The organism is Caballeronia temeraria, assembly GCF_001544795.2.
Taxonomy (GTDB): Bacteria; Pseudomonadota; Gammaproteobacteria; order Burkholderiales; family Burkholderiaceae; genus Caballeronia; species Caballeronia temeraria.
In genome coordinates this window covers 144651-169455 of record NZ_FCOI02000003.1, presented here as the reverse complement: position 1 = coordinate 169455, position 24805 = coordinate 144651, and the positions used below count along the sequence as shown (strand labels likewise).

Here is a 24805-nt window from a genome sequence, read left to right as displayed (position 1 = left end):
CCCTTGTACCCGGCCATTGGTGCAACTAATCCGGATTGCGACGATGAGTTCTTATCGAATGTCGCTAACCCCGGTGCGAATCGGCAGTGGTGTTGTTGTTGTCCCGTGAAGACGTTCCACGAGAGCCCTCGCACGCACTGTTTCTTATAGCTTTTGTTTGATCGTATTTAACGAATTTGCGGCCCTGTGCGTCCGTGCGATGGCGCACGGAGAGCTTCGATGATGAACCTGCGTTTTGTGCGATATCCAGCACGTCGCTTTTCGATGCCATGATTCACACTCTTATAAGCAAGGCGCGAGCCTTAAAGAGGTAACTCCTGCGTGTTGCTTAATGCACGCCTCGTAAAAACGAATCGGCAATGAAAGCAACCTGAAACAATCATTTTGAGGTGAGGTAATTGGTACTGATATCGCTGTTGCTTTTTTGTGTTGCGCTGTTTTTGTTCTGGAAGAAGCGACGCGGGATGGTCCTGCTCGTCACTGCTGCGGTCTTCTGGGTGCTCGGAAGCTGGCTTCCAGGGCCGCTCGTGCGGCTCGCAAACGATCATTACACGTCGATGAACCATCCTAAGCTCGGATCGCGCACGGCGCTCATCGTGCTTGGCGGCGGGACCAAATACGATCGGGAACGGCGTCTGGTGCCAAAGGGCGACTCGATGACGCGGATCGATCTCGCGGCGTCGCTTTATAAGCGCTGCGTCGAAATGGAGAAGGCGTGCTTCGTCATAGTGAGCGGCGGCAATCCCCAACATCACGAGCAAAGCGAAGCGGATGTCTATGGCGCTCTGCTTCTCGATGCGGGCGTGAAGCGCGCGGACCTCATTCTCGAGAACACGAGTCTCGACACTTATGAGAATGCGCGAAATACGGAGAGGATACTCAGGTCGCGGCAATACGACACGTCGGTGCTGATTACGTCGTCGCTGCATATGCATCGGGCGATGCTCGCGTTCGAGGCCTTCGGTCTGCATCCGCAGCCCACGGTTGCTTATATCCGTCCGCAATTCACATGGTGGCGCCCGCACCCGAAAGGATGGTTCGATTCGAACAGCGCGTTGCATGAACTGGTTGGCGTTGTCCGGTTTTATGTCTGGCGATGGATTGGGTTGTATTAGGGCGTCAGCGTGGAGTGGGTTCGGAAGTTGACGGAGGGGCCGGCCTCCGTCAACTTGGTCTTAGAGTTCGGCGTTTGAGCACGTCAACTTTTCAACAAATAACGGATGCTAAGAGCACGAATCTAGATCAATCGCCTAGAGTCATTCTCAAATAAGACGACGTTCTACTGTCCACGAATCTCGCGACGCTCTCAGGCGCGCCTGTCACGACGATCCGTCCGCCATCCTCGCCCGCGCCGGGACCGATATCGATGACCCAGTCGGAGAGCGAGGCGACGCGCATGTCGTGCTCCACGACGACCACCGTATTGCCCGCATCGACGAGCCCTTGAAGTTGCGCCATCAGGCGATCCACATCGGCGGGATGAAGGCCTGTCGTGGGTTCGTCGAGGATATAGAGCGTGTCGCCGCGATGCGCACGCTGCAGTTCCGTCGCGAGCTTGATGCGCTGCGCTTCACCGCCCGAGAGTTCCGTCGCGGGCTGCCCGAGCCGCAGATAACCGAGGCCGATGTCGCGCAGTACGGCCAGCGCGCGCATCACGTTGGGTTCACCAGCGAAGAACTCGCATGCGGTATCGACGGTCATGCCGAGCACATCGGCGATATTCTTGCCCTGCCATTCGATCTCCAGCGTCTGCGGGTTGTAGCGCGAGCCGTGGCAAGTCGCGCACGAAGTGTAGACGCTCGGCAGGAACAGCAGTTCGACGCTGACGAAGCCTTCGCCCTCGCAGGTCGGGCAGCGTCCCTGCGCGACGTTGAACGAAAAGCGTCCCGCGCCGTAGCGGCGCTTGCGCGCGGCGGGCGTGTCGGCGAAGAGCTTGCGTACGTGATCGAAGAGACCGGTGTAAGTCGCGAGATTTGAGCGCGGCGTGCGGCCGATCGGCTTCTGATCGACGCGCACGAGACGCCGTATCGTCTCCATGCCTTCGACGATGCGCCCGCCGGCCGACGCATCGGCTTGCGCGAAGAGCGGGTCCTGCTCGTCTTCGTCCGTATCGTCGAGCGCGCGTCCGAGCCGCTCCGCGACGAGCTCCGGCAAGGCCTGACTGACGAGACTCGACTTGCCCGAGCCCGAGATACCGGTGACGGTCGTGAACGCGCCGAGCGGAAACGCGGCGTCGATGCCATGCAGGTTGTTGCGCGTGATGCCCTCGATGCGAAGCCAGCCGCGCGGTTCGCGTGCGATGCGTTCGACGGTCTGCTTCGGCGCGAACAGATGCTTGCGCGTCTGCGATTCCTCGACCGATGCGAGACCTTCGGGCGGCCCGCTATAGAGCACATGTCCGCCGCGTTCACCGGCTGCCGGACCGACATCGACGAGCCAGTCCGCGCGCCGCATCGTATTCACATCGTGCTCGATGATGAAGAGCGAATTGCCCGCGGCCTTCAGGCGCTGCAATGCGGCGAAGAGCGCTTCGCTGTCGGCGGGATGCAGGCCCGCGGACGGTTCGTCGAGCACGTACACGACGCCGAAGAGTTGCGATGCGAGCTGCGTCGCGAGCCGCAACCTTTGCAACTCGCCGGACGAGAGCGTTGGCGTCGCGCGATCCAGCGACAGATAGCCCAGGCCGAGATCGATCAGCGTGCCGAGCCGCTCCACCAAATCCGCGGCGATGCGTTCTGCCGCGGCGCGCTTCTCGTCGGAGAGATTGGCCGTGCGGCGCACGTCGGGCGCGGCCTTGTGCGCGGAGCCGCCTGCCGCCACACGCTTCGCCGTCGCAGCGACGCGGTCTTTCTTCGCGAGCGGGGCTGTCGGCGCTTCGTCGGCAGCAGGCCAGTCGCCGCGCGCGATGGGCGCGAGCAGATCGGCGAGGCGGCTCATCGGCAGACGCGCGAACTCGGCGATGTCGAGCCCCGCGAACGTCACCGACAACGCTTCCTTCTTGAGCCGCTTGCCGTGGCACGCATGGCAATCGCTGCCGATCATGAAGCGCGACACGCGCTTTTTCATGAGCGCGCTCTGCGTGTGCGCGAAGGTATGCAGCACGTAGCGGCGCGCGCCGGTGAACGTGCCCTGATAGCTCGGCTCGGCGCGGCGCTTCAACGCGGCTTGCGTCTCTTTGGGTGTGAGGCCGGCGTACACCGGCACCGTTGGCTGCTCGTCGGTGAAGAGGATCCAGTCGCGATCTTTCTTCGGCAGATCGCGCCACGGCTTATCGACGTCGTAGCCGAGCGTCACGAGGATGTCGCGCAGGTTTTGCCCGTGCCAGGCGGGCGGCCACGCTGCAACGGCGCGTTCGCGGATGGTGAGCGAGTCGTCGGGCACCATCGACTTTTCGGTGACTTCGTAGACGCGGCCGAGGCCGTGACACACGGGGCACGCGCCCTGAACCGTGTTCGGCGAAAAATCCTCCGCGTAGAGCATGGGCTGCTTCGGCGGGTAACTGCCGGTGCGCGAATAGAGCATGCGCACGAGGCTCGATAGCGTCGTCACGCTGCCGACCGACGAGCGCGCGTTCGGCGCGCCGCGCTGCTGCTGAAGCGCGACGGCGGGCGGCAAGCCTTCGATCGAATCGACCTGCGGCACGCCGACCTGCTCGATCAGCCGCCGCGCGTAGGGCGCGACCGATTCGAAATAGCGCCGCTGCGCCTCGGCGTAGAGCGTGCCGAATGCCAGCGACGATTTGCCCGAGCCGGACACGCCGGTAAAGACGACGAGGGCGTCGCGCGGCACGTCGACATCGGCATTTTTCAGGTTGTGCTCGCGTGCGCCGCGAACGCGCACGAAACCTGCCCGCGATGCAGACGCGGCATCGTCGTGTTCGGCTCTTTCGCGTTGGGTTTTGCGGACATCCATGAGTAGGCGGGATTTCTGACCGATGCGGCGATGGAATCTTAGAAAGGAGCATGCAGCATGCCATATACCAGATGGCATTTTGCGTTATGCATCTTGCATGCGAAATGCACAGGCCAGTGACGAACCTGATCGACGAGGAAAAATGAGGAAACATGGATTGCGGAGGTTGATCGCGCTGACGGCGGGCGTGACGCTGGGCGTGTCGGGCGTCGCGATGGCGCAGTCAGGCGGGAACGGCAACGGTGGTTCGGGCGGCGGCAATGCGCATGGCGCGGCGACTGCCGGACCGACCGTTGGAGGCGACAACACGTCCGCGCCCGGCAGCGCGCGCCGGGGCGGCTCTCACTTCAAGCACAAGAAGAAGGCGAAGCCCGCGACAACGACGCCCCAGTGATCGGGGCGTTGCGAATCAGGCCACGGCGCTTTCGATGTCGATATCGTCGGTGCCGAGGCGGGAGAAGATATCGCATACCGCGCGCATTTCCGCTTCGTCGCGAATGCTGACGATGACGCGCGTGATCCCGCACGCCAGGTCCGCGTCGCCGCCGTCCGCGCCGAACGAGGGAAGGATGTCGTCGCTCGATATGTCGAGTCCGAAAGGGTAGTCGTGCGTATCGACGACGCCCAAGTGTTCTCCGTGCCCCGCGTATTCCGCCGCGATCCATTGCGTCTGCGCGTTGTTGCTCTGCGTCTGCGCAGTATGGAAGTCGGCAAAGCCGCTCATGGTCGCCACGCGCACCCGGTCGGCCGCGATGCCTTCCGCGCGCAGATCCTCCAATGCTTCATCCAGCTTACGGGAGCCGTGGAACGCTCCGGTCACTTCACGCATCATTTGCTCGTCTCCTTGCCTGCCACCTTCGATGCTGCGCCTCAGTATCGCCGTGAAAACCGCGAATGTGAATACGGATGTCCACCGGGTTTCGCCTGATCGATGAGCGAGGCGCGCGAGCGGCGCAAGGCGTGTGGTGAAGCGCATAGACACGCGCGGCGATAAACCGGTGTACCGCTGTGTTCAGCTCGCGATGGCGCGAGATGATGGCGAATCCAACGGATGCGGCATTGACTCGCGAGCCGGACGATGAAGGCAACCGATTGCCGCCAAGATGAGCGGCGAGCGCCCGCGTGCTGCGAATGCCGTCTGGCCGGTTTGGTTTCACTTCATGCGGTACTTGAACTTTACGCCGCAACAAACGGTTTATCAACGCTTTGTTTTGTCCCTAATCGTATGATTACGATGAGTTTTTCATGAAGGACAAAGCGGCGTCCGACATGATGCGCGGAAGTGCATTAAAGCGAATATTGCGTCTAGAAGTTGCGGCTCACCGCGAGTACGTTTCAATGTGAAATCGACAGACATCGTACAAGCTGTCCCGCGCCCTATAATTGCTCCATCGAGCACACAACGATCGGCCTTTCCATGTCCCAAGCACTCGCGTCCGGCGCGCTTCGCCGCTCCCGCAATCTCACCGAAGAAGTTGTCGCCGAGTTGTCCGAGCGGATCCGCAGCGGCGCACTGCAACCGGGCGACAAGCTGCCGACGGAATCGGAAATCATGGCGCAGCTCGGCGTGAGCCGCACCGTGGTGCGTGAATCCATCTCACGGTTGCAGGCGGCGCGTCTCGTGCACACGCGACATGGCATCGGTACTTTCGTGCTCGAAGCTGGCGATCAGGACCGTTTCCAGATCGAGGCCGTCGGCGATCTCACCGTGCGCGACGTGATGGCGATCCTTGAATTGCGCATCAGCCTGGAAGCGGAGGCAGCCGGTCTCGCCGCAATGCGCCGCACCGATGAAAACCTCGCCCAGATGCGCCGCGCGCTCGATGACTTCGAACGGCTCATCGAAGCGGGCGAGGGCAATGCCGTTGCCGCCGATGTGGCATTTCACCTTGAACTCGCAAAGGCAACCGGTAACCGTTACTTCCACAGCATTCTGAGCCAGCTGGGCAATACGATCATTCCGCGCACGCGCGTGAATTCAGCGGCGCTCGCGCATAACGATCCGGCGGGCTATCTCGATCGCGTGAATCGCGAGCACGAAGACATCTATGATGCGATCGAGCGCCGCGACCCCGAAGCGGCGCGCGCGGCCATGCGCATGCATCTGTCGAACAGTCGCGAGCGGCTGCGGCGCGCGCATGAAGCGTCGTCGAAGACGCAGGACGCGGGTTGAGGGCGCGCGTCGTTCGCTATTCTTCGTCGAGCATGACTGATAACGTGCCCGCTTCGCTTTGAACGCCCGCATCCAGGTCGATCTCGTGCGGCGTCATCTTCGCGATCGCACGTAGAAGACGCGGCGAGAAGCGCGCGCCGAAACGCGCGATCTCGGCGTCGCGTGCGGCATCGTCGGCATGCGAGAGCGCGCGTAACTCGTTCAAGGGCAAACCGACGAACAGATCGAGCGCGTAAGGTGGCGCGTCGGTAGCCGCGCTTGTTTGCGTCGACTCAGGTGCGCGAATGCGCAAGCCGGGTTGCAGATGCGATTCGAGCTCCATCGTCACTTCGTAGTTGGCTTCGAGTTCGAGCGCCGCATGGGCTTCGCTTCGCAGGAATGGCGCGACAGATTGCAGACGAGCCAGTTCTTCATCGGAGAGCAGCATAAGTTTCTCCAGAGATAGCAGTCGAAACTATCACGTTAGCGCGTTGCTTGCCGGTCCGGAAGGATTGACCGATCAGTCGTATCGATCGTTCGAACATGGTTTAAGGACGGCAAAAGCACATGCAGGCCGCGCGAAGCTCTTATTTCAGAGAACGCTGAAATCGGTGGAATGTCCTGTCGAGATAACGTCCAATGACGTTTTGCTTAGGCAAACGAAAAACAAACGTTTGCTGCTTCTATTCAATTCTTATCGCGCGCTTAAGGGCTTGATAGTCATCGGCTTAATGCGAAAGTGCGCCTATTTCGCGGTAAGCTGTCAAAGGCCCAAACTGACGAAATTGCCAGCTTCGCGTCAACGAAACGCGTGCGTCAAGCGTTAGCGCTAAAGGTCCATCGCGTGGCTATATAGAGCGTCTCCGCATCGTGAGGTCATCTCGCGTGCAAGCGCTGTCTCTTTGCCGATAAACCTCGTTCGAGGCTCGACCCATTTCCTTGCATTTAACTTAATCGCCGCTAAATCCGAAAGCCGATCTAAATATTACGAAATATTTCCGACAGTCATGGTGTCGGGAGCCGTGGAGAACCAGAGTTTGAAGATCTTACATAGCGAGTCCTCGAAGGGATGGGGCGGGCAGGAGATACGGACCTTGAAGGAGATGGTCGCATTACGGGAAAGCGGCCATACCGTCGAGCTGATTTGTCCGAGCGACGCGCGCCTCGGGCAACATTGCACTGAACTCGGTTTCGCCGTTCATCATGCGCCGATGCGCAGCGGCGGCGATATGCAATCGATGCTGCGTGTCAAGGCGCTATTGCGCCGCCGCGCATTCGACGTGCTCAATACTCATAGCGGTCACGACAGCCTCGTCGCCGGCACGGCCGGGCGGCTGGCGGGCACGCCGCTTATCGTGCGCACGCGGCATCTGGCGCTGCCGATCTCGTCGCTTGCGACTTATACGTGGCTTCCTCATCGCGTGATCGCCGTGAGCCATTACGTGCGTCGCTATCTGATTTCCGCCGGGGTCGCGGAGAAGCGCGTGCAGACGATCTACGACGGCATCCCGAAGCCGCAGCACGTTGCGCATTCGACCTTGCGCAGCGAACTCGGTCTCGGACCCGACGCGTTCGTTGCGTGCATGGTCGCGATCATGCGCGACAAGAAAGGCCATGAAGATCTGATCGCCGCAGTGCGCCCGCTCATGGACACGCATCCCAATCTGCATGTCGTGATGGCGGGCGATGGTCCTCGCTTCGACAGCATCAAGGGTATCGTTGATAGCCTCGGGCTCGCCAATCGCATTCATCTGCTGGGCTTTCGCACCGATATCCCGAACATCTTTCGTGGCTCCGATCTGTTTGTTTTGCCGACGCATCAGGAAGCGCTCGGCCAGGCGTTCATCGAGGCGATGGCCGCAGGCTTGCCCGTTATCGGCACCCATGTCGATGGCGTGCCCGAACTCATCGAAGACAATGTGAACGGGTTGCTCGTGCCGCCGCATGATCCGGTCGCGTTGCGTGCTGCGATCACACGCATGATCGACGATCCACTGTTGCGCAATCGTCTTCGCGACGAAAGTCTGCGCATTACCGAACGTGGCTTCACCGTGCGCGACATGGCGCACGAAACGGCGAATTTCTATCAACGCGCATTGCACGAACGAGGTCATCGCGGATGAACGCGAAACGTGCACGCGCCGTTCCCGTGCTGATGTATCACCACGTCAGCACGTCACCCGGCATGATCACGGTGACGCCGGATAACTTCGCCGCGCAAATGGACTATCTCGCGAGCGCGGGTTATCGCACGATCGGCGCGGCGCAACTCGCGGCCTTTCTCGGCGGCGAGGACGTGCCCGCGAAATCGATCGTCATCACGTTCGACGATGGTTATCTCGACAACTGGGTGCATGCGCATCCGGTATTGGAACGCCACCACTTCACGGCCTTGTGCTTTCTCGTGAGCAGTTGGCCCGGCGAGGGCGCTGTGCGTCCGAATGCTGCAGACGCATCATCGAAGCTTCCGCACTTGCTCGATCATCATGCGGGTGAGCGCGCAATCGAAAATGGAAAGGCCGACGACGTGATCCTTCGGTGGTCCGAAATCGAGGCGATGCGCGAAGCGGGTACGTTCGAATTTCATAGCCATACGCATTCGCATGTGCGATGGGATCGGGTCTCGGTATCGACCGATGAAAAGCGCAAGGCTCTGCAGCACGATCTGAGTGCCGCGCGAGCCGTATTGCGCACGCGTCTCGGCGAAGCATCGGATCATTTGTGCTGGCCGCAAGGCTATTACGACGACGACTATCGGGAAGTCGCGTTAAACGCGGGCTTCAGGCACTTCTATACGTGCCACACGGGTACGAACGTCGCGGCGAATCCGCTGGATCGCAATGCATCTGACGATGCCGAGCGCACGATCAAACGACTCGAAGTACGCGACCGCCCGGCGTCGTGGCTGGCATCGCGCCTGTGGGTGCATACGCGGCCGGCAATCAGCCGCGCTTATCTGGCGATCAAGCGCTGATTCAACTCCGATGCGTTTGCACGAAAGCGGCGATCGCATCGTTCACGGCATCCGTTGCATCGCGATGCGGCGAGTGGCGGCACCCGGTCAGCTTCACGAGTTGCGCATGATCGACGGCCGCCTTGATCTTGTCGAGTTGCAACATCGATGCATATTCATCGTCATAGCCCTGAATGGCGAGTAAAGGCCTTTTGATGGACGATATCTCCGCGGTAATATCCCAATGCAGGAATGCGGGGTTGAGCCATGCATCGTTCCATCCGTAAAAGGCTGAATCCACATCGTCGTGATAAGCCTTCAGCGTATCTTTGAAGGCTGTCGTTTCATACGTGACGCGGGCCTTTTCGATGCCTTCCACTGTCATCGGCTCGACGAATACATGCGGCGCCAGAACGGCAAGGCCGGCAAGCGCTTCCGGAAATCCGCTTGCATAGAGCAGGGCGATCGTGCCGCCGTCACTATGCCCGATGATCCACATGCGCGCTCGTTCCTCCGAGCCGATGCGCAGCGCATCGAGCAACGCGGGCAATACTTCGTGCGCTTGCGTATGCAGAAACTCGACCGACCATTTTTCTCCAGATGGGCGCGGCGTCGAGCGACCATAGCCGGGCCTCGAATAAAGGAGACCCCGACAACCCAGGCGATCGCAAAGCGTGCGCGGCCAGTCTTTCCATAGTGCGATCGAACCCAAGCCTTCGTGCAGGAACAATGCAATGGGCGCATCGGCGCGTTCGGGATACAACCACTGATATTCGACGCGCACCGGATAAGCGGCGAAGTTCAATTCGACGGTGAGCGTGGTGTCGATGCTTGCTGCTGAATCGGTCATGTTTGCGAAGTTCGGGCGTGGAGCGCTAAAGATTATCAGATGCTACGCGTCGGCTTTGAACTGCACTGCTTCGACATCGTGCGCGGCATGAATTCGCGCATTGCGTCACACTTGCTGCTGCTGTCCGATTTATTCGTCACAACAATCAAATTCATTATGGCCACATCTAATCCAATCAAAGTCGCCGTTCTCGACGACTATCAAAACGTCGCGCTTTCCATGGCTGACTGGTCGCCACTCGAAGGGCGCGCGGCTATCACCGTGTTCAACGATCACATCGCCGAGCGTGACGCATTGCTCGAGCGTCTGCGTCCGTTCGATGTCGTCTGCGCGATGCGCGAGCGCACACCGTTCCCTCGCGAACTGATCGAAAGCCTGCCGAACCTGAAGCTGATCGCGTCGACGGGCGCGGCCAACGCATCGATCGATCTGAATGCCGCGGGCGAGCGTGGCGTCGAAGTGCGCCATACGGGCTACGTCTCGACGCCGACGATCGAATTTACCTGGGCGCTGATTCTCGCGATGATGCGCAATATACCCGAGGAGAATCGTTCGTTGAAGGAAGGCGGCTGGCAGACGGCATTGGGCAATGAATTGGCGGGCAAGACGCTCGGACTGCTCGGACTCGGGCGCGTGGGTTCGGCGGTCGGTGTGATCGGCCGCGCGTTTCGCATGAATGTGATCGCGTGGAGCCAGAATCTCACGCGCGAGCGTGCCGAGGAAAAGGGCGTGCAACTCGTCGACAAGGACACGCTCTTCAAGACTTCGGACGTGCTCTCCGTTCATGTGCGCCTGAGCGAACGCACGCATCATCTCGTCGGCGCGCAGGAGTTCGCACAGATGAAGCCGACGAGTCGCATCGTGAACACGTCGCGCGGACCGATCATCGATAGCGCGGCGCTCGTCGATGCTTTGAAATCGGGCAGGCTCGCGGGCGCTGCCATCGACGTCTACGATGAAGAGCCGCTCTCCTTGAACGACCCGTTACGCTCGCTGCCGAATGTGCTGGCGACGCCGCATATCGGCTATGTATCGGAGGAACTGTATCGCACGTTTTATGGCGATACGGTGCGTAATATCGTCGAATGGCTCGATACGCGTCAAGCCTGAATCAAGACGCTTTCGATTCGCCAGGCGGCAAGAGCGAAAACAAGTTTTCGATCGCAGTGGTTGCGCGGCGCTTGCCGTCCGCGCGCCCGACTGCGAGGTCGATCACCGCGAGCCCGACGACGAGCGCGTGCACCATCGACACATGTTCTTTCGTGACAGCGAGGCCCATTGCTTCGAGCATGCTCGTGATGCGCACCGCGACGCCTTCCGCGAGTTCGCGAAAAAGGCTGCGTATGGTCGGCTCTTCGTCGGCGGCTTGCGCGAGCGCCATCAAGACACGTGTGTTCTCGTGGCGTATCGCAACATTGGCAATGGATGCAGCGGTGATCTTGAGCGATGTTTCGCCCGCGAAGGAATCGACGGCGGCGAGTTGACCGTCGATTGCGGCACGCGCAACGGCTTCGATCAAGGCGAGACGTGTCGGGAAATAATAAGTCAGATGACTTTGTCGCACGCCCGCGCGCGCAGCAACGCGCGGTTGCGTGAAACCCGAATAGCCCTCTTCACGCAAGGTGGCGAGGGCGGCCTCGAGAATGATTTGTCGACGATCCTGCACGGCGTGCGTTCCGAGTTTGGTTTATTTACCAAACCTTAGCGTGAGCGCTGCGCGGCGTCAACCTCACGAGTTGTCATAAGAGGGCGGTTGAGGATTGTGCGCGGGATTCGTATCGAACTTGCGGATATCGGTAATCGCATCGCTTGCGAGCGCATGAAGATCGGCTTCAAGGGAGTCGGCGAGTGCCTTGTCATAGACTTCATCGCCATTCACATAGAGCGTGAATGCTTCGAGATATCTTTCCTTTTTCGCGGGATTCTCGATGGTTTCGCGCGTCCATCGATAGAGCGGATAGTGCTCGATGCCATCGCGTTCCGCTTGCGCGACGTAGTCGGCAAAGGCGTCGTACTGGCATTTCAATTGAGCGTCGTGCTCGATCAGAAGCGCGTTGATCGGCGCGAGCTTTTCGTGTGCGGGATCGTGACGCGCGATTGCCGCGTAGTCGGGCGCGAGCCGGATTCGAACCTGGTATTGCACAGAGTCAGCCATGATGTCCTTTCGATATTGAAAGCTGTACAAAGACTCGCATGTGAATAATGCAGTTCATGCACTACACTTTCCCTCGCATCGCGAAGCAAGCCGGCCATCGACGTTCATCATTGCACTCGACGAACAAGAGGAGGGTAACAGTGAGTCTTCGACACTCGATGTATTGCCCATGTTGCGACACGGCGCCCGGCGGCGCAAGCCGGCGCCGCTTTCTGGCGCTCGCGGGCCAAGGCGCCGCTGCGCTCGCACTCTTTCCGCATCTGGCCTACGCCGATAACGACGTACCGTCGATTGCCTACGATTCCGTTCCCGATCCTGTACGTTTGCCGCGCGATGTGTACTTCGGCGAATGTTCCGGTGTCGCGCTGAATTCGGCGGGGCATATCTTCGTGCTATCGCGTGGCAATAGCATCGGTCCCGCATACGGCGCAGCGGCGGCGCAATTACTGGAATTCGATCGCAATGGACGCTTCGTGCGTGAGATCGGCCATAACCTTTATGCGTGGTCGTTCGCGCATACGGTGAAAGTGGACCGGCAGGACAATGTCTGGGTGACGGACAAAGGCTCGGACATGATCATCAAGTTCACGCCTGAAGGCCGCGTCGCGATGGTGTTCGGGCGCAAGCAGGAAGCATCGGACGAAGAGACCGCGCCGCTCAAGCATCCGAATCCGCCGTTGCCTTCGGAGCCGGGGCGTTTCCGGCAAGTGACGGACGTCGCTTGGGATGCTGCGGGCAATACCTATATCAGCGACGGCTACATCAACTCGCGTGTCGCGAAAGTGGACAAGGACGGCAACTGGCTCAAGTCGTGGGGCGAGCGCGGAAAGGAGCCGGGGCAATTCCATACGCCGCATAGCATTGCCGTGGACAGGAACGGCATGGTCTATGTCGCCGATCGCAGCAACCGGCGCATTCAGGTATTCGATGGCGAAGGAAACTTCCAGCGCCAATTCACGATCGACGTACCCGTGCCATCCGATGCGCGTCCGGCTATCGGCAATATGCCTGATGAAGCGGCGATAGCAGCGGGCACATTCGCGCCGGGATCGCCGTGGGCGATTTGCATTTCGCCCGGGCCGAATCAGGTGTTGTATTCCGCCGATGCCTTTCCCGGCAGAATCTACAAGTTATCGCTCGATGGAAAATTGCTTGGCGTGCTCGGACGAGCGGGCAAGCAATTGAAGCAGTTCGGCTGGATTCATGAAATGGCCTGTCCGGCGGAAGGTACGTTGTTCGTCGCGGAGTTGCTCAATTGGCGAGTGCAGAAGCTCGTGTTGCATGAATGAACTTGCATCACTTGTTCGAAGGCTTCGTGTGCATTGACATGATGGGTTTCGGCTGCGCATCGCATCCGTTCTCTCGCCATGCGCGCAATGTATCGAGAGCCACTGAGTTGCGTACATAGCGATGCCACACGAACGCGAGATCGAAGATCAGAATCGCGAGCCACCAGGCATAGAGAAAGAACGCACCGCCGAGCACGACGGGCCATAAAGGCTTGCCCGCAAGATCGCCCCATAGTCTCACGCCGACGATCAGCACCATCATCAGCGTACCGAGCGCGACGAGAATACGCCTTGCCCAATGCGGTTTGCGTGGCGCGAGCCAGCCGCTCAACGCGCAGACGAGTCCCGCAAGCACGAATACGGCCTTGCCGACCACGGGATCGGCACTATCCCGATGCAGCATATCCGCAAACGGACTCGCGAGAAAAGCAGCCACGCCGCTCAATAGTACGAACCAGAAGATCAGCGCGCCGGCGACGAATGCGAGAAGCGCGACGATGCGCCAGCGTAGCCATGCGGCCGTCCGTTTCGAGCCGCGCGCCTTGACGAGCCGCGGCAGGCGTGCGGCGACGGTGGTTCCCATCAACAGGCAAGCGAGTGCGAACACCGATCGCGTGAGATAGATGAACTCGGGCGCGCTGCTTGTGCCGCCCGCGCCAGAATCAGACGACGCCGTGACCGCTTTGTAGATGAAGAACACCGCGAGCAGATGCAGCGCGAAACTCAACAGATAAGGAATCGCCGCGCTCACGACGCCGCGAAAACGCCTATTTTGCGGGGCTTTCGCGTTGTTCTTATCGAGCACGACGTTCTCGATGAAGTGGCCGAAGACATCGCCATCGGTCCAGTAGTCGGTATGCGCTTTGCCCGGTAACCAATAACGCGAGAAGCCGATGTCATGCCCGCGCTCGAATTCGAACGCCAGACAACCATGACGGTCGAGATAGGCGCGCGCAGTATCCAATGCGAAACCGACAGGATCACCGAAGTCGTAATAGTTGCGCCATCTGATGCGCGAAGGCAACGTGATCGGGCCACCGGGGCGCTCGATCTGCGTCACAGCATTGCCCTGCAATTCGCTCTTCAGCGCCATGCCTTCCCATAGCTTTGGCCATAAGAGGATGTGCTTGTCGATCGGCGAGCCGATGGTCATGAAGCCGCGCAGGCTTTGCACCCAGTCGGTGCTGATGATCTGCTTGCCGTCCTTCGGATCGCTGACGGTCGGCGTCGATAATGCCTGCAGGATGCCGAGAAAGCTGATTACGGTTCCTTCGCTATGCGCGACGATATACACCTCGGGCGCGCACTGACAACGCGCGGTGGCGAGCGCGACCAACCGCTCCATCACGCGATGGAAACGAAAGACAATGGTCTCGCGATGATGCCTGAAATCCGCGACGAGCTGCACGTCGCCGACGTAATCGCGCAGCATCGGCGCGAGATCGAACTTGAAGATGCCGGCCTTCTCTGTCACCGCGAGCAGGCTTTGCATCACGGCCACCGTTTCGACGACCTCCTCGACGACGCCCGATGCCAGCGAGAAATCGGCGGGCTCGAGCTTGCGCTCATCGACGTTGAGCATATAGGTCGCCTGCGCGCGGCTTACTATCGAGAGTCCCCACGCCTTGCTCTCTTCGAGCGTGTCGTCCTGCTTCACGACTTCGCGCGGAATGTCGGCCCAATACACTTCCGCGAAGCCCAGTGCGGAATAGAAATCGCGCTGCTCGGCCGTATAGGGGCCGCCGGGAGGCAGATCGAGCTGACGCACGTCCACTTCACCGACGCCGGCGATATCGAAGTAGCCGAGCGGCATGACGGGCAGCGGCGGGTCATAGCGCGCGCCGAACTGACTCGCGACGGAGCGTACCGTGTCGCTGTGCAACTGATTGCCGATGCCGTGTATCGCGACGACGATTTTCTGTACGCGCGGGGCGATAGACACATCGGGCGAGGCGGTCGTCTGCGATGTTGCACTCATGAGCGTCTCCCGATGGTGATTCGTCAGCGCTTCTTCGCTTTCTCTCCGTGCGCCGCGCATGCGGATGCGCGGCTCCGGCGGCGCCCGGCCGTTCGAAGCAGATTAGTCCATTTTTTAGACAATAGAACGAAATGATTGGCGCGGTTCTCTGAACGGCCGCCGTGCAGCCGGCATTTTGCATGCGTGATGTTGCATGCAAGATGCGATGACGGATCGCAACAACAATGCGTGCGATCTCAGCCGCCGCGCGCGAGTCCCGTTTCCATCGCCACACCGTTCCACAGATGCATCGCCGCATAGGCGCGCCACGGACGCCAGCGCTCCGTGCGCGCGCGCTGCTGGGCAGGCTTCGCAAGCGATGGGTCGCGACGCGCGATCGCTTGCATCAGGACGAGATCGGCATCGGGCCACGCGTCGGGATCGCGTAGTGCGCGCATCGCGACGTAGCCGACCGTCCACGGTCCAATGCCCGGCATGGCGAGCATGTCGCGTTTCAGGCGTTCGAGGTCGGCGCCCGGTTCGTCGAGGGGAAGCGCACCGGTTGCGACGGCGTGCGCAAAGCGCTGCACGGTCTCGATACGCTTGGTCGGCATGCCGATCTTGTCGAGATCGGCGGCGGCGAGTTCGGCGGGCGTGGGAAAGCGCCACGCGGTGCCTTCGTGCGGATGACCTTCGATCCGCCTGCCCGCGCGCTGCACGATGCGATTCATGATCGTCGACGCGCCCTTGACGCTCACCTGTTGCCCGACGATGGTCCGCACCACGAGCTCGAAGCCGGACCACGCGCCCGGCACACGCAGTCCGGGCGCGGCCTCGACGAGCGGCGCGAGCACCGGATCGCCGCCGAGGCAGCGGGCGATCTTGAGCGGATCGGCATGCAGATCGAACATGCGCGCGAGGGGCGTGGCGAGATCTTCGGCGTGCCGCGCCACCGCGCCCCCGACAGTCACGACGAGCCGATGCCTGCGTTCATGCGGCTTGACTTCAACGGTGCCGTCGGCGCCTTGCCATTCGATCGCCCGCCGATACACGCCGCCCTCGACCGACTCGACGCCCGCCGACGCGCGACCGCCGATGAATTTCAGCATGCGTGTCCAGTCGAAGGGCCGCTTGAAGGGCAGTTCCAGCATGGCGGTCGATGTGTCGATGGTCGAATGCATTTTGAATGCCGTATGCGCGATGGTGGAATGCATGCCGATCTTACTCTGGCAGCCCGCCTCACCGCCGCGCGGCGATGCTCATTCGTCGCTAACTCTCTCCGACGACAATGCTTCACATCGAAGCAACGAATCGACCTCGAAAAGCCCAAGGAGCCGAACATGAACGCCATCTCGATCAGCATCGTCGCCATCGTCATCACCGCTGCGCTCGCGGCTATCGCGCCGGTCAAGCACTACACGCAACATGAAATCGCCGTGTTGAGCGCGCGTCCCGCGAACACGCGCGCCGAAGTTCAACTCGGCGCGGGCAGCGGACTAACGACCTGATCGACGCGCGCCGGATCAGCGGCGCGTCGCCAGTTCCATCGTGTGCATGTTCAGCATCTGCCTGAATTCGGGATCTTGAGACGGGACCTGGCGCGCGCTCGTAACTAGTTGCGGGCGGCGCTCCCATTGATCGGAGCGCACGACGCAGCGCGCGAGGACGTCGCTGTAGATGGGATGAAGCCCTTCGCGGTCGTGCACCGCGGTTAGCTGGGCGATGTGGGCTTTCTCGCCGTGCGTGAGTCCGCGCGTGAGACAGTCGACCGTCTGGCGGTCCATTTCGGCCTGCGCCGTGTCGAAGTCCGGAGAGTGGTAGGAGGAGAAGCCCGCGACGACGAGCACCGCCCCGAGCGCGATGCATGCCCCTTGAGTCTTGGTCAACGTTTCCTCCGATCGAAAGCCCGGACGGCCGTAGGTGCCGAATCCTGCTTCACCATCCGGGAAATCGCGCGGCCGTTCTATTCGCTAGCGCCCATCCGGTGCCGGTTTGTCTGCCGCGCGCTTTCTCGATGGCGTGGGTTTTACCGTCGTCAGGGTACGCTCGGCCAGCACCGCGTCGCGCTTCGATAACAGATGCTTGCGCAGAATCTCGCCCATGCGCCGGCCATCGCGAGTTTCGAGCGCCTCGATCATTTCTTCGTGATCGCGAATCGCACTGTCCCACTTCGGCGTCTGGAAGTTCGAACGAAAGCGCAATGCCATCAGACGCCGGTTGATCGACACATAGGTCTGACGCAACGCCGTGTTGCGCGCTGCTTCGTTGATCTTGTCGTGAATCGCCTGATTGCGGCTGTAGTAGCCGGAGAGATCGTTCTGCGCGCGGCACGCGAGCATCGCGTAATGCAGTGCCTTGATCTCGGCGATCTCCAGCGGTGTGATCCGCTCGCAAGCGAGTTCGCCCGAAAAAGCCTCAAGCCCGCTCATCAATTCGAACATCTCGCGGATCTCGAACTCGCTCATTTGCGAAACGGATGCGCCCCGGTTCGGCGAAATCTCGATCAATCCTTCGGCGGCGAGCACCTTCAACGCCTCGCGCAGCGGCGTGCGCGAAATGCCGAGCGTCTCGCAGAGTTTGCGCTCATTGAGCTTCACGCCGGGCGCGAGCAGTCCCTCGACGATAAAGCCGCGCAAATGATCGACGACCGTGTCGTGCAGGCGCAAGCGTTCGACCCGCGGCAGCGAGGACGAAACGTGCATTTCGGGCAGATCGGGATTTTGCATTCAATACCTCGAATTCCATTTGCGGCAATTTTAACCCAGCGGTAGCGGGAAAAACCGCCAGCGGGTTATCCCTAGGCCGTTTGGCCTAGGTATTCCTTTACGCGTCCGGGGCGCTGCGTTATTGTATTTTGCATGCAAAATTACATTTTCAGAGGACGCCGACCCATGTTGAAGCTCGATTCCCATCCCGCTGGCCGTCACTTCCTGCAGATCCCGGGGCCGAGTCCCGTGCCCGATCGCATCCTGCGGGCAATGAGCTATCCGACCATCGATCATCGTGGGCCGGAGTTCGGCGCGCTGGGTCTCAACGTGCTCGACGGGATCAAGAAAATCTTCAAGACGAGCCAGCCAGTGGTCATTTATCCGGCGTCCGGTACGGGTGCGTGGGAGGCGGCGTTGTGCAACACGCTGAGTCCCGGCGACACGGTGTTGATGTACGAGACGGGCCACTTCGCGACGCTGTGGAAGAAGATGGCGGAGAGCCTCGGGCTGAAGCCGGAGTTTCTCGGGTTGCCCGGCATCGAAGGCTGGCGGCGCGGCGTGCAGGCCGACATGATCGAAAAACGCCTGCGTGAAGACACGCAACACGTGATCAAGGCCGTGTGCGTCGTTCATAACGAGACTTCGACAGGCGTGACCTCGGATATCGCCGCCGTGCGACGCGCGATCGACGCCGCGAAGCATCCCGCGCTGCTGATGGTCGATACGATTTCGGGCCTCGCGTCGGCTGATTATCGCCACGACGAATGGGGCGTGGACGTAACCGTTTCCGGCTCGCAGAAAGGACTGATGCTGCCGCCGGGGATCAGCTTCAACGCGGTATCGGAGAAGGCGCGCGAGGCATCGAAACGCGCTACGCTGCCGCGCGCATTCTGGGACTGGACCGACATCATCGAGATGAACAAGCAGGGTTACTGGCCTTACACGCCGAACACGAACCTGCTCTACGGTCTCTCGGAGGCGCTGGACATGATTCTGGGCGAAGGGCTCGACAACGTGTTCGCGCGTCATCAACGGCTCGCGGCCGCATGTCGCGCGGCGGTCACCGCATGGGGACTCGAGATTCAATGCGCCGATCCCGCCGTGTATTCGGCGGTACTGACGGGCGTGATGACGCCCGAAGGCGTCGATGCCGATGCGGTGCGCAAGCTCATCTACGAACATTTCGACATGTCGCTCGGCACGGGCCTCGGCAAGGTGAAGGGCCGCATGTTCCGCATCGGTCATCTCGGCGATTGCAACGATCTCACGCTGATGGCCGCGCTCACGGGTTGCGAGATGGGACTGAAGCTGTCGGGCATCGCGTTGCGGGGCAGTGGTGTCGCGGCGGCGATGGACTATCTCACGAGCCACGTCGCAAAGCCCGCGCTGAAGGCGGCCGCATGAGCGCCGGTTTCGACGTCGACGCGCTCGCACTGTTGTTCGTCGAGGCGCGCGGGCATCGCGCGAAGCTCGACGTATTGCCCGAAGACACGCGCCCGGCAGATGCCGACGATGCCTACGCCGCGCAGGAAGCGACGCTACGCGCGCTGAACGCGGATATCGGCGGATGGAAGGTGGGCGCCAAGACGCACGTCGGCCCGATCCACGGCGCACCTCTTCCCGCCGATGGCATGCATAAAACCGGCGCGCGTCTTTCGATGCAGTCGTTCGGCAAGGCCGGTCTCGAACTCGAAGTAGCGTTCCGGCTCGGCCGGCGCTTCGACGCGAACAGCGGGCCATACAGCGATGAAGACGTGATCGCCGCAATCGAGTCGGTGCATGCGGCCATCGAAGTGGTGGCGAGCCGCTTCGCCGCGTGGCCCGACGTCGAGAAGCCGTGGCAGCTCGCCGACTTGCAGAATCACGGCGCGTTGATCGTGGGCGAGGGCGTGCCTTACGACACGGCGTTTCCGTTCGTATCGCCCGCGATGACGTTCACCTTCGATGGTGCGCCGCTCTTCGAGGGCGTTCCGGCGAATCCGGCGGGCGATCCACGGAGGCTGCTCGCATGGACGGTGAATCACAGCGTGTCACGCGGGCTCGCGGTCGAACGCGGGACCGTGCTGACGGCGGGTTCATACACCGGCATCGCCTTTCCTGCTGCATTGGGCACGGCGGTGGGCACCATCGAAGGCTTGCCTGCCGTCGAAATGCATTTCGCATAACGCATTCATAAGGTCAGATACCGCACACGGACCTGGCACTCACCGACAGCGACGATGCTCAATTCCCCCACCGACCGGCTCGTCAAGCCGATCCATCTGATGCCCGCTTCAGCGCGTGCTGCGTCCACGCCGACGCCGCTGCAGTCGCGACTGCAACGCGAGTTGAAGGGCGACGTGTTGTTCGATCGCGCATCGCGCGGGCGCTATGCCACCGATGCATCGATCTACCAGATCATGCCGCTCGGCGTCGTCGTGCCGAAGGATCAGGACGACTTGCGCCTCGCGTTGCAGATCGCTCGCGACAGCCATGCGAGCGTGCTTGCACGCGGCGCGGGCACGAGCCAATGCGGGCAGACGGTGGGCGAGGCGCTCGTCATCGACACGACGAAGTGGCTCAACAACATCGTTCATTTCGACAAGGAGGCGCGCACGGTGACGGTCGAGCCGGGCGTCGTGCTCGATCATCTGAATGCGTGGCTCAAGCCGCATGGTCTCTGGTTTCCGGTCGACGTATCGACGAGCGCGCAGTGTACGATCGGCGGGATGGCCGGCAACAACTCGTGCGGCTCGCGATCGATGGAATACGGGATCATGGTGCATAACGTCGACGCAATCGACGCGATCCTCGCCGATGGACACGAAACGCGTTTCGGCAAGCTCTCGTCGATGACGACCGATGTACGCACGCGCGATCTCGTCGACGGCGTGCGCGGCATTGCGATGCGCGAGCAACAGGAAATGCGCGAACGCATCCCGAAGGTGCTGCGGCGCGTGGCGGGCTATAACCTCGATCTCTTCGACTGTCAGAGCCCGCTCGCCTTCAGCAGCGACGGCGAGCCGAATCTTGCGAACCTGCTGGTCGGTTCTGAAGGCACGCTCGCGTTCAGCCGTCAACTGACATTGACGCTCGCGCCGCTGCCTTCGCACAAGACGCTCGGCGTCGTGAACTTCCCGAGCTTCTACGATGCGATGGACATGACGCAGCACATCGTGAAGCTTGGACCGGTGGCGGTGGAGCTGGTCGATCGCACGATGATCGATCTCGCGATGTCGAATCCCGCGTTCCGGTCCGTCATCGAAAAGGCGTTGGTTGGCGAGCCGGAAGCGATCCTGCTCGTCGAATTCGCGGGCACGGATCGCGATGTGCAACTGGCAAAGCTTGCGCAACTCGTCGAGTTGATGAGCGATCTGGGCTTGCCGGGATCGGTCGTGCAGATGCCCGATGCCGGTCCGCAAAAGGCACTGTGGGAAGTACGTAAGGCCGGCCTCAACATCATGATGAGCATGAAGGGCGATGGCAAGCCGGTGTCCTTCATCGAAGATTGCGCGGTGCCGCTCGAACATCTCGCGGAGTACACGAGTCGATTGACGGAGGTCTTCAGGAAGCACGAAACCGAGGGTACGTGGTATGCGCATGCGAGCGTCGGCACGCTGCATGTGAGGCCGATTCTTGATATGCGCCGCGACGGGGCCGTCAAGATGCGCGCGATCGCGGAGGAAGCCGCTGAGATGGTGCGCGAATACAAGGGCGCATTTTCGGGTGAGCACGGCGATGGCTTGTGTCGCGGCGAATGGGTCGCATGGCAATACGGACCGCGCATCAACGAGGCGTTTCGCGAGATCAAGCAGCTCTTCGATCCCGAGAACCGGATGAGCCCCGATCGCATCGTGGCTCCGCCGAAGATGGACGATGCGCGCAACTTTCGCTTTCCGCCTTCCTATCGCGAGCGCGCTTTGACGCCGCATCTCGACTGGTCCGCCTGGAACGTTACGCGTGATCCATTGACGGGCGAGCAGGGCGCGCCGGGATCGGGTGGCGATTCGTCGGGCGGCCTCGCGAAAGCGGTCGAGATGTGCAACAACAACGGCCATTGCCGCAAGTTCGATGCAGGCACGATGTGCCCGAGCTATCGCATCACGAAGGACGAGCAGCATCTCACGCGTGGCCGCGCAAATACATTGCGGCTCGCATTGTCGGGACAGTTGGGCGACGACGGGCTCGCGAGTCAGGATGTGAAGGACGTGCTCGATCTGTGCGTGTCGTGCAAGGGATGCAAGCGCGATTGCCCGACGGGCGTCGACATGGCGCGCATCAAGATCGAGGCGCGTGCCGCATGGACAGAACGTCATGGTGTGCGTTTGCGTGAGCGGCTGATCGCGTTTCTGCCGCGCTACGCGCCATATGCGAGCCGTATGCCCGCGCTGTCGAACGCATTCGAAACCAATATGCCGCGCGTTGCGCGCTGGCTCAAGTCCAAGCTCGGCCTCGCACCGCAACGAGCATTCCCGTGCTTCACGAGATCGTTTCTCGCGGATGCTTCGGTGCAACCAATTGCTTCTGCGACCAAGGAAGTTCTGCTGTTCGTCGACACGTTCAACAACTATATGGAGCCCGAGAATGCGCGCGCTGCAAAACGGGTACTCGAAGCGGCGGGCTACGCGGTCCATCTGAACGTGAAGGCGGGCGAACGACCGCTGTGTTGCGGACGCACGTTTCTATCAGCGGGTCTCGTCGATGAAGCGAAGACCGAAGCGCGCCGTGCACTCGATGCGCTCATGCCGTATGTCGAGCGCGGCGTCGCGATCCTGGGTCTCGAACCTTCGTGCCTGCTTTCGTTACGCGATGAGTTCCTCGGTTATGGCTATGGCGATGCCGCGCGCAAGCTGTCGCAAGCATCGTTCTTGTTCGAAGAATTTCTCGTGCGAGAAGACGCGGCGGGGCGATTGCAATTGAAGCTGAAAACATTGGATCGGCCGAAAGCGCTATTGCATGGCCATTGCCATCAAAAGGCATTCGATGCCGTGCGTCCCATCGAAGAGGTACTCGGCTGGATTCCAGGGCTCGATGTGAAGACGATCGAATCGTCATGCTGCGGCATGGCGGGCAGCTTCGGTTATGAAGCGGAGCATTACGACGCATCGCAGGCGATGGCGGAGATGTCCTTGCTCCCTGAAGTGCGTGCCGCAAGCGATGCGCTGATCGTGGCGGACGGCACGAGTTGCCGTCATCAGATCGCGGATGGCGCGCAAAGAGAGGCGCTGCATGTCGCGCGCGTGCTCGCGATGGCCCTCGACGCAAAGGATTGACGACAGCAAGACGAGAGTTTCATTCACCGAAGCAAAACAGCGGACACGAACGAGCCGCGACCAGGAGACGAACGATGACATCACCGCGCAAACCACGCATACGCAAGCTGCGCCGCAGAACGCAATAGACAGGCTCAAACACGCAGGCTCATATCGAGCCGCAATCCTCATCCGACGTATTCACGTGAAGTTCCGCATGCCGTGATATCGGTCGCCGCCCGACATTCGGGCGCGTCGATGCACGCACGCGGCCAACAAGGAGACGATGATGTTCCGTCGAGCCACCACGCGCGTTCTGCTGCTGCTATGCGCGATGTATTTCATCACCTATATCGACCGGGTCAATGTCAGTACGGCGGCGGCCCAGTTCGGCGCGGAACTGGGCCTCTCGCACACGCAGGTCGGCTTCGTGTTTTCCGCATTCGCGTATCCGTATCTCGTGTTTCAGATCATCGGCGGATGGGTGGGCGACCGCTTCGGGCCGCGCCGCACGCTAGCGCTATGCGCCATCATCTGGGCGGGCGCCACTGTGCTGACCGGTCTCGCAGGCGGCTTCGTGTCGTTGATCGTGGCGCGCGTGCTGCTCGGCCTCGGCGAAGGCGCGACCTTCCCGACCGCGACGCGCGCAATGTCCAACTGGATGCCCGCCGATCAGCGCGGTTTTGCACAAGGCATTACGCATGCAGCATCACGAATCGGCAATGCAGTGGCCCCGCCGCTGATCGTCTGGCTGATGGTCGCGACGAGCTGGCGTGGCGCGTTCATCATTACCGGGATCATCAGCTTTCTGTGGGCGCTGGCGTGGGTCTTCTACTTCCGCGATAACCCGCGCGATCATCCGGGCATCACGGAAAGCGAATGCGCGACGCTCGCGACCTATTCGGGCGTGAAGCAACGCACCCCGGTGCCGTGGCGCACGCTGCTCGGCCGCATGGCGCCCGTGACGGCTGTGTACTTCTGCTATGGCTGGGTGCTGTGGCTCTTTCTCGGCTGGATTCCGCAGTACTTCCTGCATAGCTATCACATGCAGCTCGGCAAGTCGGCACTGTTCGCGTCGGGTGTGTTCTTCGCGGGCGTGCTCGGCGACTGGCTCGGCGGTTCGCTTACTGACCGCATCCTCAGAAAGAGCGGCAACGTTCGCCTTGCACGCAACGTGATGGTCGGCGTGTGCATGTTGCTGACGCTGCTGTCGCTCGCGCCGATCATGCTGGTTTCCGACATCTCCATCACGCTCGCGGCTGTGTGTCTCTCAGGCGGCTTCTTCTTCAACGAGATGACGATCGGTCCGATGTGGTCCGTGCCGATGGATATCGCGCCGAAGCATTCGGGCACCGCGGCCGGCATCATGAATTCCGGTTCGGCGCTGGCGGCGATCATCAGCCCGGTCGTCGGCGGCTGGCTGATCGACCGGACGGGCAACTGGAACCTGCCGTTCACCGTTTCGATGATCCTGATGGCCGTCGGCATCATCCTCTCGTTCACGATGCGCCCGGATCGCGCGCTCGAAGTCGACGAGGAAACGAAAGACCCGGCGGACGCGCGCAAATTCGTGTGATCCGGCGGACGCAGCGGTTCAA

22 protein-coding genes are annotated in these 24805 nt (G+C 61.2%); 12 read left to right on the top strand and 10 right to left on the bottom strand.

The window, feature by feature from the left end:
• Nucleotides 1-464 precede the first annotated feature (464 nt).
• A complete protein-coding gene (locus AWB76_RS05730) occupies nucleotides 465-1115 on the top strand; it encodes a YdcF family protein (protein WP_244173236.1) in 651 nt (216 codons plus the stop codon).
• Nucleotides 1116-1242: 127 nt separating this feature from the next.
• On the opposite strand, the gene AWB76_RS05725 is transcribed toward AWB76_RS05730, so the two are convergent.
• Nucleotides 1243-3912 carry an excinuclease ABC subunit UvrA gene (locus AWB76_RS05725; protein ID WP_061159160.1) on the bottom strand — a complete coding sequence of 890 codons (2670 nt, stop codon included), beginning with the start codon at nucleotides 3910-3912 and terminating at the stop codon, nucleotides 1243-1245.
• A 166-nt stretch (nucleotides 3913-4078) separates the two neighbouring features.
• Here AWB76_RS05725 and AWB76_RS05720 point away from each other — a divergent pair, with 166 nt between their 5' ends.
• Nucleotides 4079-4306, top strand: a complete 228-nt coding sequence (locus AWB76_RS05720; protein WP_167357729.1) for a hypothetical protein — start codon at nucleotides 4079-4081, stop codon at nucleotides 4304-4306.
• Between the two features lie 15 nt (nucleotides 4307-4321).
• Here AWB76_RS05720 and AWB76_RS05715 read toward each other — a convergent pair whose 3' ends face one another.
• Entirely contained in the window at nucleotides 4322-4744 is a 423-nt protein-coding gene (locus tag AWB76_RS05715) for a hypothetical protein (protein ID WP_061159158.1), read from the bottom strand.
• A gap of 585 nt (nucleotides 4745-5329) precedes the next feature.
• Here AWB76_RS05715 and AWB76_RS05710 point away from each other — a divergent pair.
• Nucleotides 5330-6085, top strand: coding sequence for a FadR/GntR family transcriptional regulator (locus AWB76_RS05710; RefSeq protein WP_061159157.1), 756 nt, complete (start codon nucleotides 5330-5332; stop codon nucleotides 6083-6085).
• 16 nt (nucleotides 6086-6101) lie between these two features.
• Here AWB76_RS05710 and AWB76_RS05705 read toward each other — a convergent pair whose 3' ends face one another.
• Complete coding sequence (locus tag AWB76_RS05705) at nucleotides 6102-6512, bottom strand: hypothetical protein (protein ID WP_061159156.1); 411 nt, start codon at nucleotides 6510-6512, stop codon at nucleotides 6102-6104.
• 589 nt (nucleotides 6513-7101) lie between these two features.
• Here AWB76_RS05705 and AWB76_RS05700 point away from each other — a divergent pair.
• Together AWB76_RS05700 and AWB76_RS05695 are read left to right on the top strand one after the other, a co-directional pair.
• A complete protein-coding gene (locus AWB76_RS05700; protein WP_082864367.1) occupies nucleotides 7102-8187 on the top strand; it encodes a glycosyltransferase in 1086 nt (361 codons plus the stop codon).
• The gene (locus AWB76_RS05695; protein WP_061159154.1) at nucleotides 8184-9038 is read left to right on the top strand and encodes a polysaccharide deacetylase family protein; all 855 of its coding nucleotides are present in this window, start codon (nucleotides 8184-8186) and stop codon (nucleotides 9036-9038) included. Before AWB76_RS05700 ends, AWB76_RS05695 begins: the two co-directional genes overlap by 4 nt.
• Nucleotide 9039: 1 nt before the next feature.
• On the opposite strand, the gene AWB76_RS05690 is transcribed toward AWB76_RS05695, so the two are convergent.
• On the bottom strand, nucleotides 9040-9867 hold the full coding sequence (locus AWB76_RS05690) for an alpha/beta fold hydrolase (protein ID WP_061159153.1): 828 nt from the start codon (nucleotides 9865-9867) through the stop codon (nucleotides 9040-9042).
• A 156-nt stretch (nucleotides 9868-10023) separates the two neighbouring features.
• Here AWB76_RS05690 and AWB76_RS05685 point away from each other — a divergent pair, with 156 nt between their 5' ends.
• Nucleotides 10024-10977: a D-2-hydroxyacid dehydrogenase family protein gene (locus AWB76_RS05685; RefSeq protein ID WP_061159417.1), complete on the top strand. Its 954-nt coding sequence runs from the start codon at nucleotides 10024-10026 to the stop codon at nucleotides 10975-10977.
• 1 nt (nucleotide 10978) lies between these two features.
• On the opposite strand, the gene AWB76_RS05680 is transcribed toward AWB76_RS05685, so the two are convergent.
• Nucleotides 10979-11533 (bottom strand): TetR/AcrR family transcriptional regulator, encoded by a 555-nt coding sequence (locus AWB76_RS05680; RefSeq protein WP_061159152.1) that lies wholly within the window; start codon nucleotides 11531-11533, stop codon nucleotides 10979-10981.
• Nucleotides 11534-11596: 63 nt separating this feature from the next.
• Complete coding sequence (locus AWB76_RS05675) at nucleotides 11597-12022, bottom strand: hypothetical protein (RefSeq protein WP_061159151.1); 426 nt, start codon at nucleotides 12020-12022, stop codon at nucleotides 11597-11599.
• Between the two features lie 140 nt (nucleotides 12023-12162).
• Between AWB76_RS05675 and AWB76_RS05670 the strand changes: the two genes are divergently transcribed.
• The gene (locus AWB76_RS05670) at nucleotides 12163-13311 is read left to right on the top strand and encodes a peptidyl-alpha-hydroxyglycine alpha-amidating lyase family protein (protein ID WP_061159150.1); all 1149 of its coding nucleotides are present in this window, start codon (nucleotides 12163-12165) and stop codon (nucleotides 13309-13311) included.
• Nucleotides 13312-13318: 7 nt separating this feature from the next.
• Here AWB76_RS05670 and AWB76_RS05665 read toward each other — a convergent pair whose 3' ends face one another.
• Complete coding sequence (locus AWB76_RS05665; RefSeq protein ID WP_061159416.1) at nucleotides 13319-15289, bottom strand: MFS transporter; 1971 nt, start codon at nucleotides 15287-15289, stop codon at nucleotides 13319-13321.
• Nucleotides 15290-15525: 236 nt separating this feature from the next.
• Nucleotides 15526-16449 (bottom strand): DNA-3-methyladenine glycosylase family protein, encoded by a 924-nt coding sequence (locus AWB76_RS05660; RefSeq protein ID WP_061159415.1) that lies wholly within the window; start codon nucleotides 16447-16449, stop codon nucleotides 15526-15528.
• A gap of 159 nt (nucleotides 16450-16608) precedes the next feature.
• Here AWB76_RS05660 and AWB76_RS41495 point away from each other — a divergent pair, with 159 nt between their 5' ends.
• A complete protein-coding gene (locus AWB76_RS41495) occupies nucleotides 16609-16776 on the top strand; it encodes a hypothetical protein (RefSeq protein ID WP_167357731.1) in 168 nt (55 codons plus the stop codon).
• Between the two features lie 15 nt (nucleotides 16777-16791).
• Here AWB76_RS41495 and AWB76_RS05655 read toward each other — a convergent pair whose 3' ends face one another.
• Entirely contained in the window at nucleotides 16792-17154 is a 363-nt protein-coding gene (locus AWB76_RS05655; protein ID WP_061159149.1) for a hypothetical protein, read from the bottom strand.
• An 84-nt stretch (nucleotides 17155-17238) separates the two neighbouring features.
• Nucleotides 17239-17994, bottom strand: coding sequence for a GntR family transcriptional regulator (locus tag AWB76_RS05650; RefSeq protein WP_061159148.1), 756 nt, complete (start codon nucleotides 17992-17994; stop codon nucleotides 17239-17241).
• A gap of 165 nt (nucleotides 17995-18159) precedes the next feature.
• Between AWB76_RS05650 and AWB76_RS05645 the strand changes: the two genes are divergently transcribed.
• From AWB76_RS05645 to AWB76_RS05630, 4 genes are all read left to right on the top strand, one after another.
• The gene (locus tag AWB76_RS05645) at nucleotides 18160-19380 is read left to right on the top strand and encodes a pyridoxal-phosphate-dependent aminotransferase family protein (RefSeq protein ID WP_061159147.1); all 1221 of its coding nucleotides are present in this window, start codon (nucleotides 18160-18162) and stop codon (nucleotides 19378-19380) included.
• Nucleotides 19377-20141 carry a 2-keto-4-pentenoate hydratase gene (locus tag AWB76_RS05640; protein ID WP_061159146.1) on the top strand — a complete coding sequence of 255 codons (765 nt, stop codon included), beginning with the start codon at nucleotides 19377-19379 and terminating at the stop codon, nucleotides 20139-20141. Before AWB76_RS05645 ends, AWB76_RS05640 begins: the two co-directional genes overlap by 4 nt.
• A 54-nt stretch (nucleotides 20142-20195) precedes the next feature.
• On the top strand, nucleotides 20196-23228 hold the full coding sequence (locus tag AWB76_RS05635; RefSeq protein WP_061159145.1) for an FAD-binding and (Fe-S)-binding domain-containing protein: 3033 nt from the start codon (nucleotides 20196-20198) through the stop codon (nucleotides 23226-23228).
• A gap of 265 nt (nucleotides 23229-23493) precedes the next feature.
• Nucleotides 23494-24783 (top strand): MFS transporter, encoded by a 1290-nt coding sequence (locus AWB76_RS05630; RefSeq protein ID WP_061159144.1) that lies wholly within the window; start codon nucleotides 23494-23496, stop codon nucleotides 24781-24783.
• The last annotated feature ends 22 nt before the right edge of the window (nucleotides 24784-24805 follow it).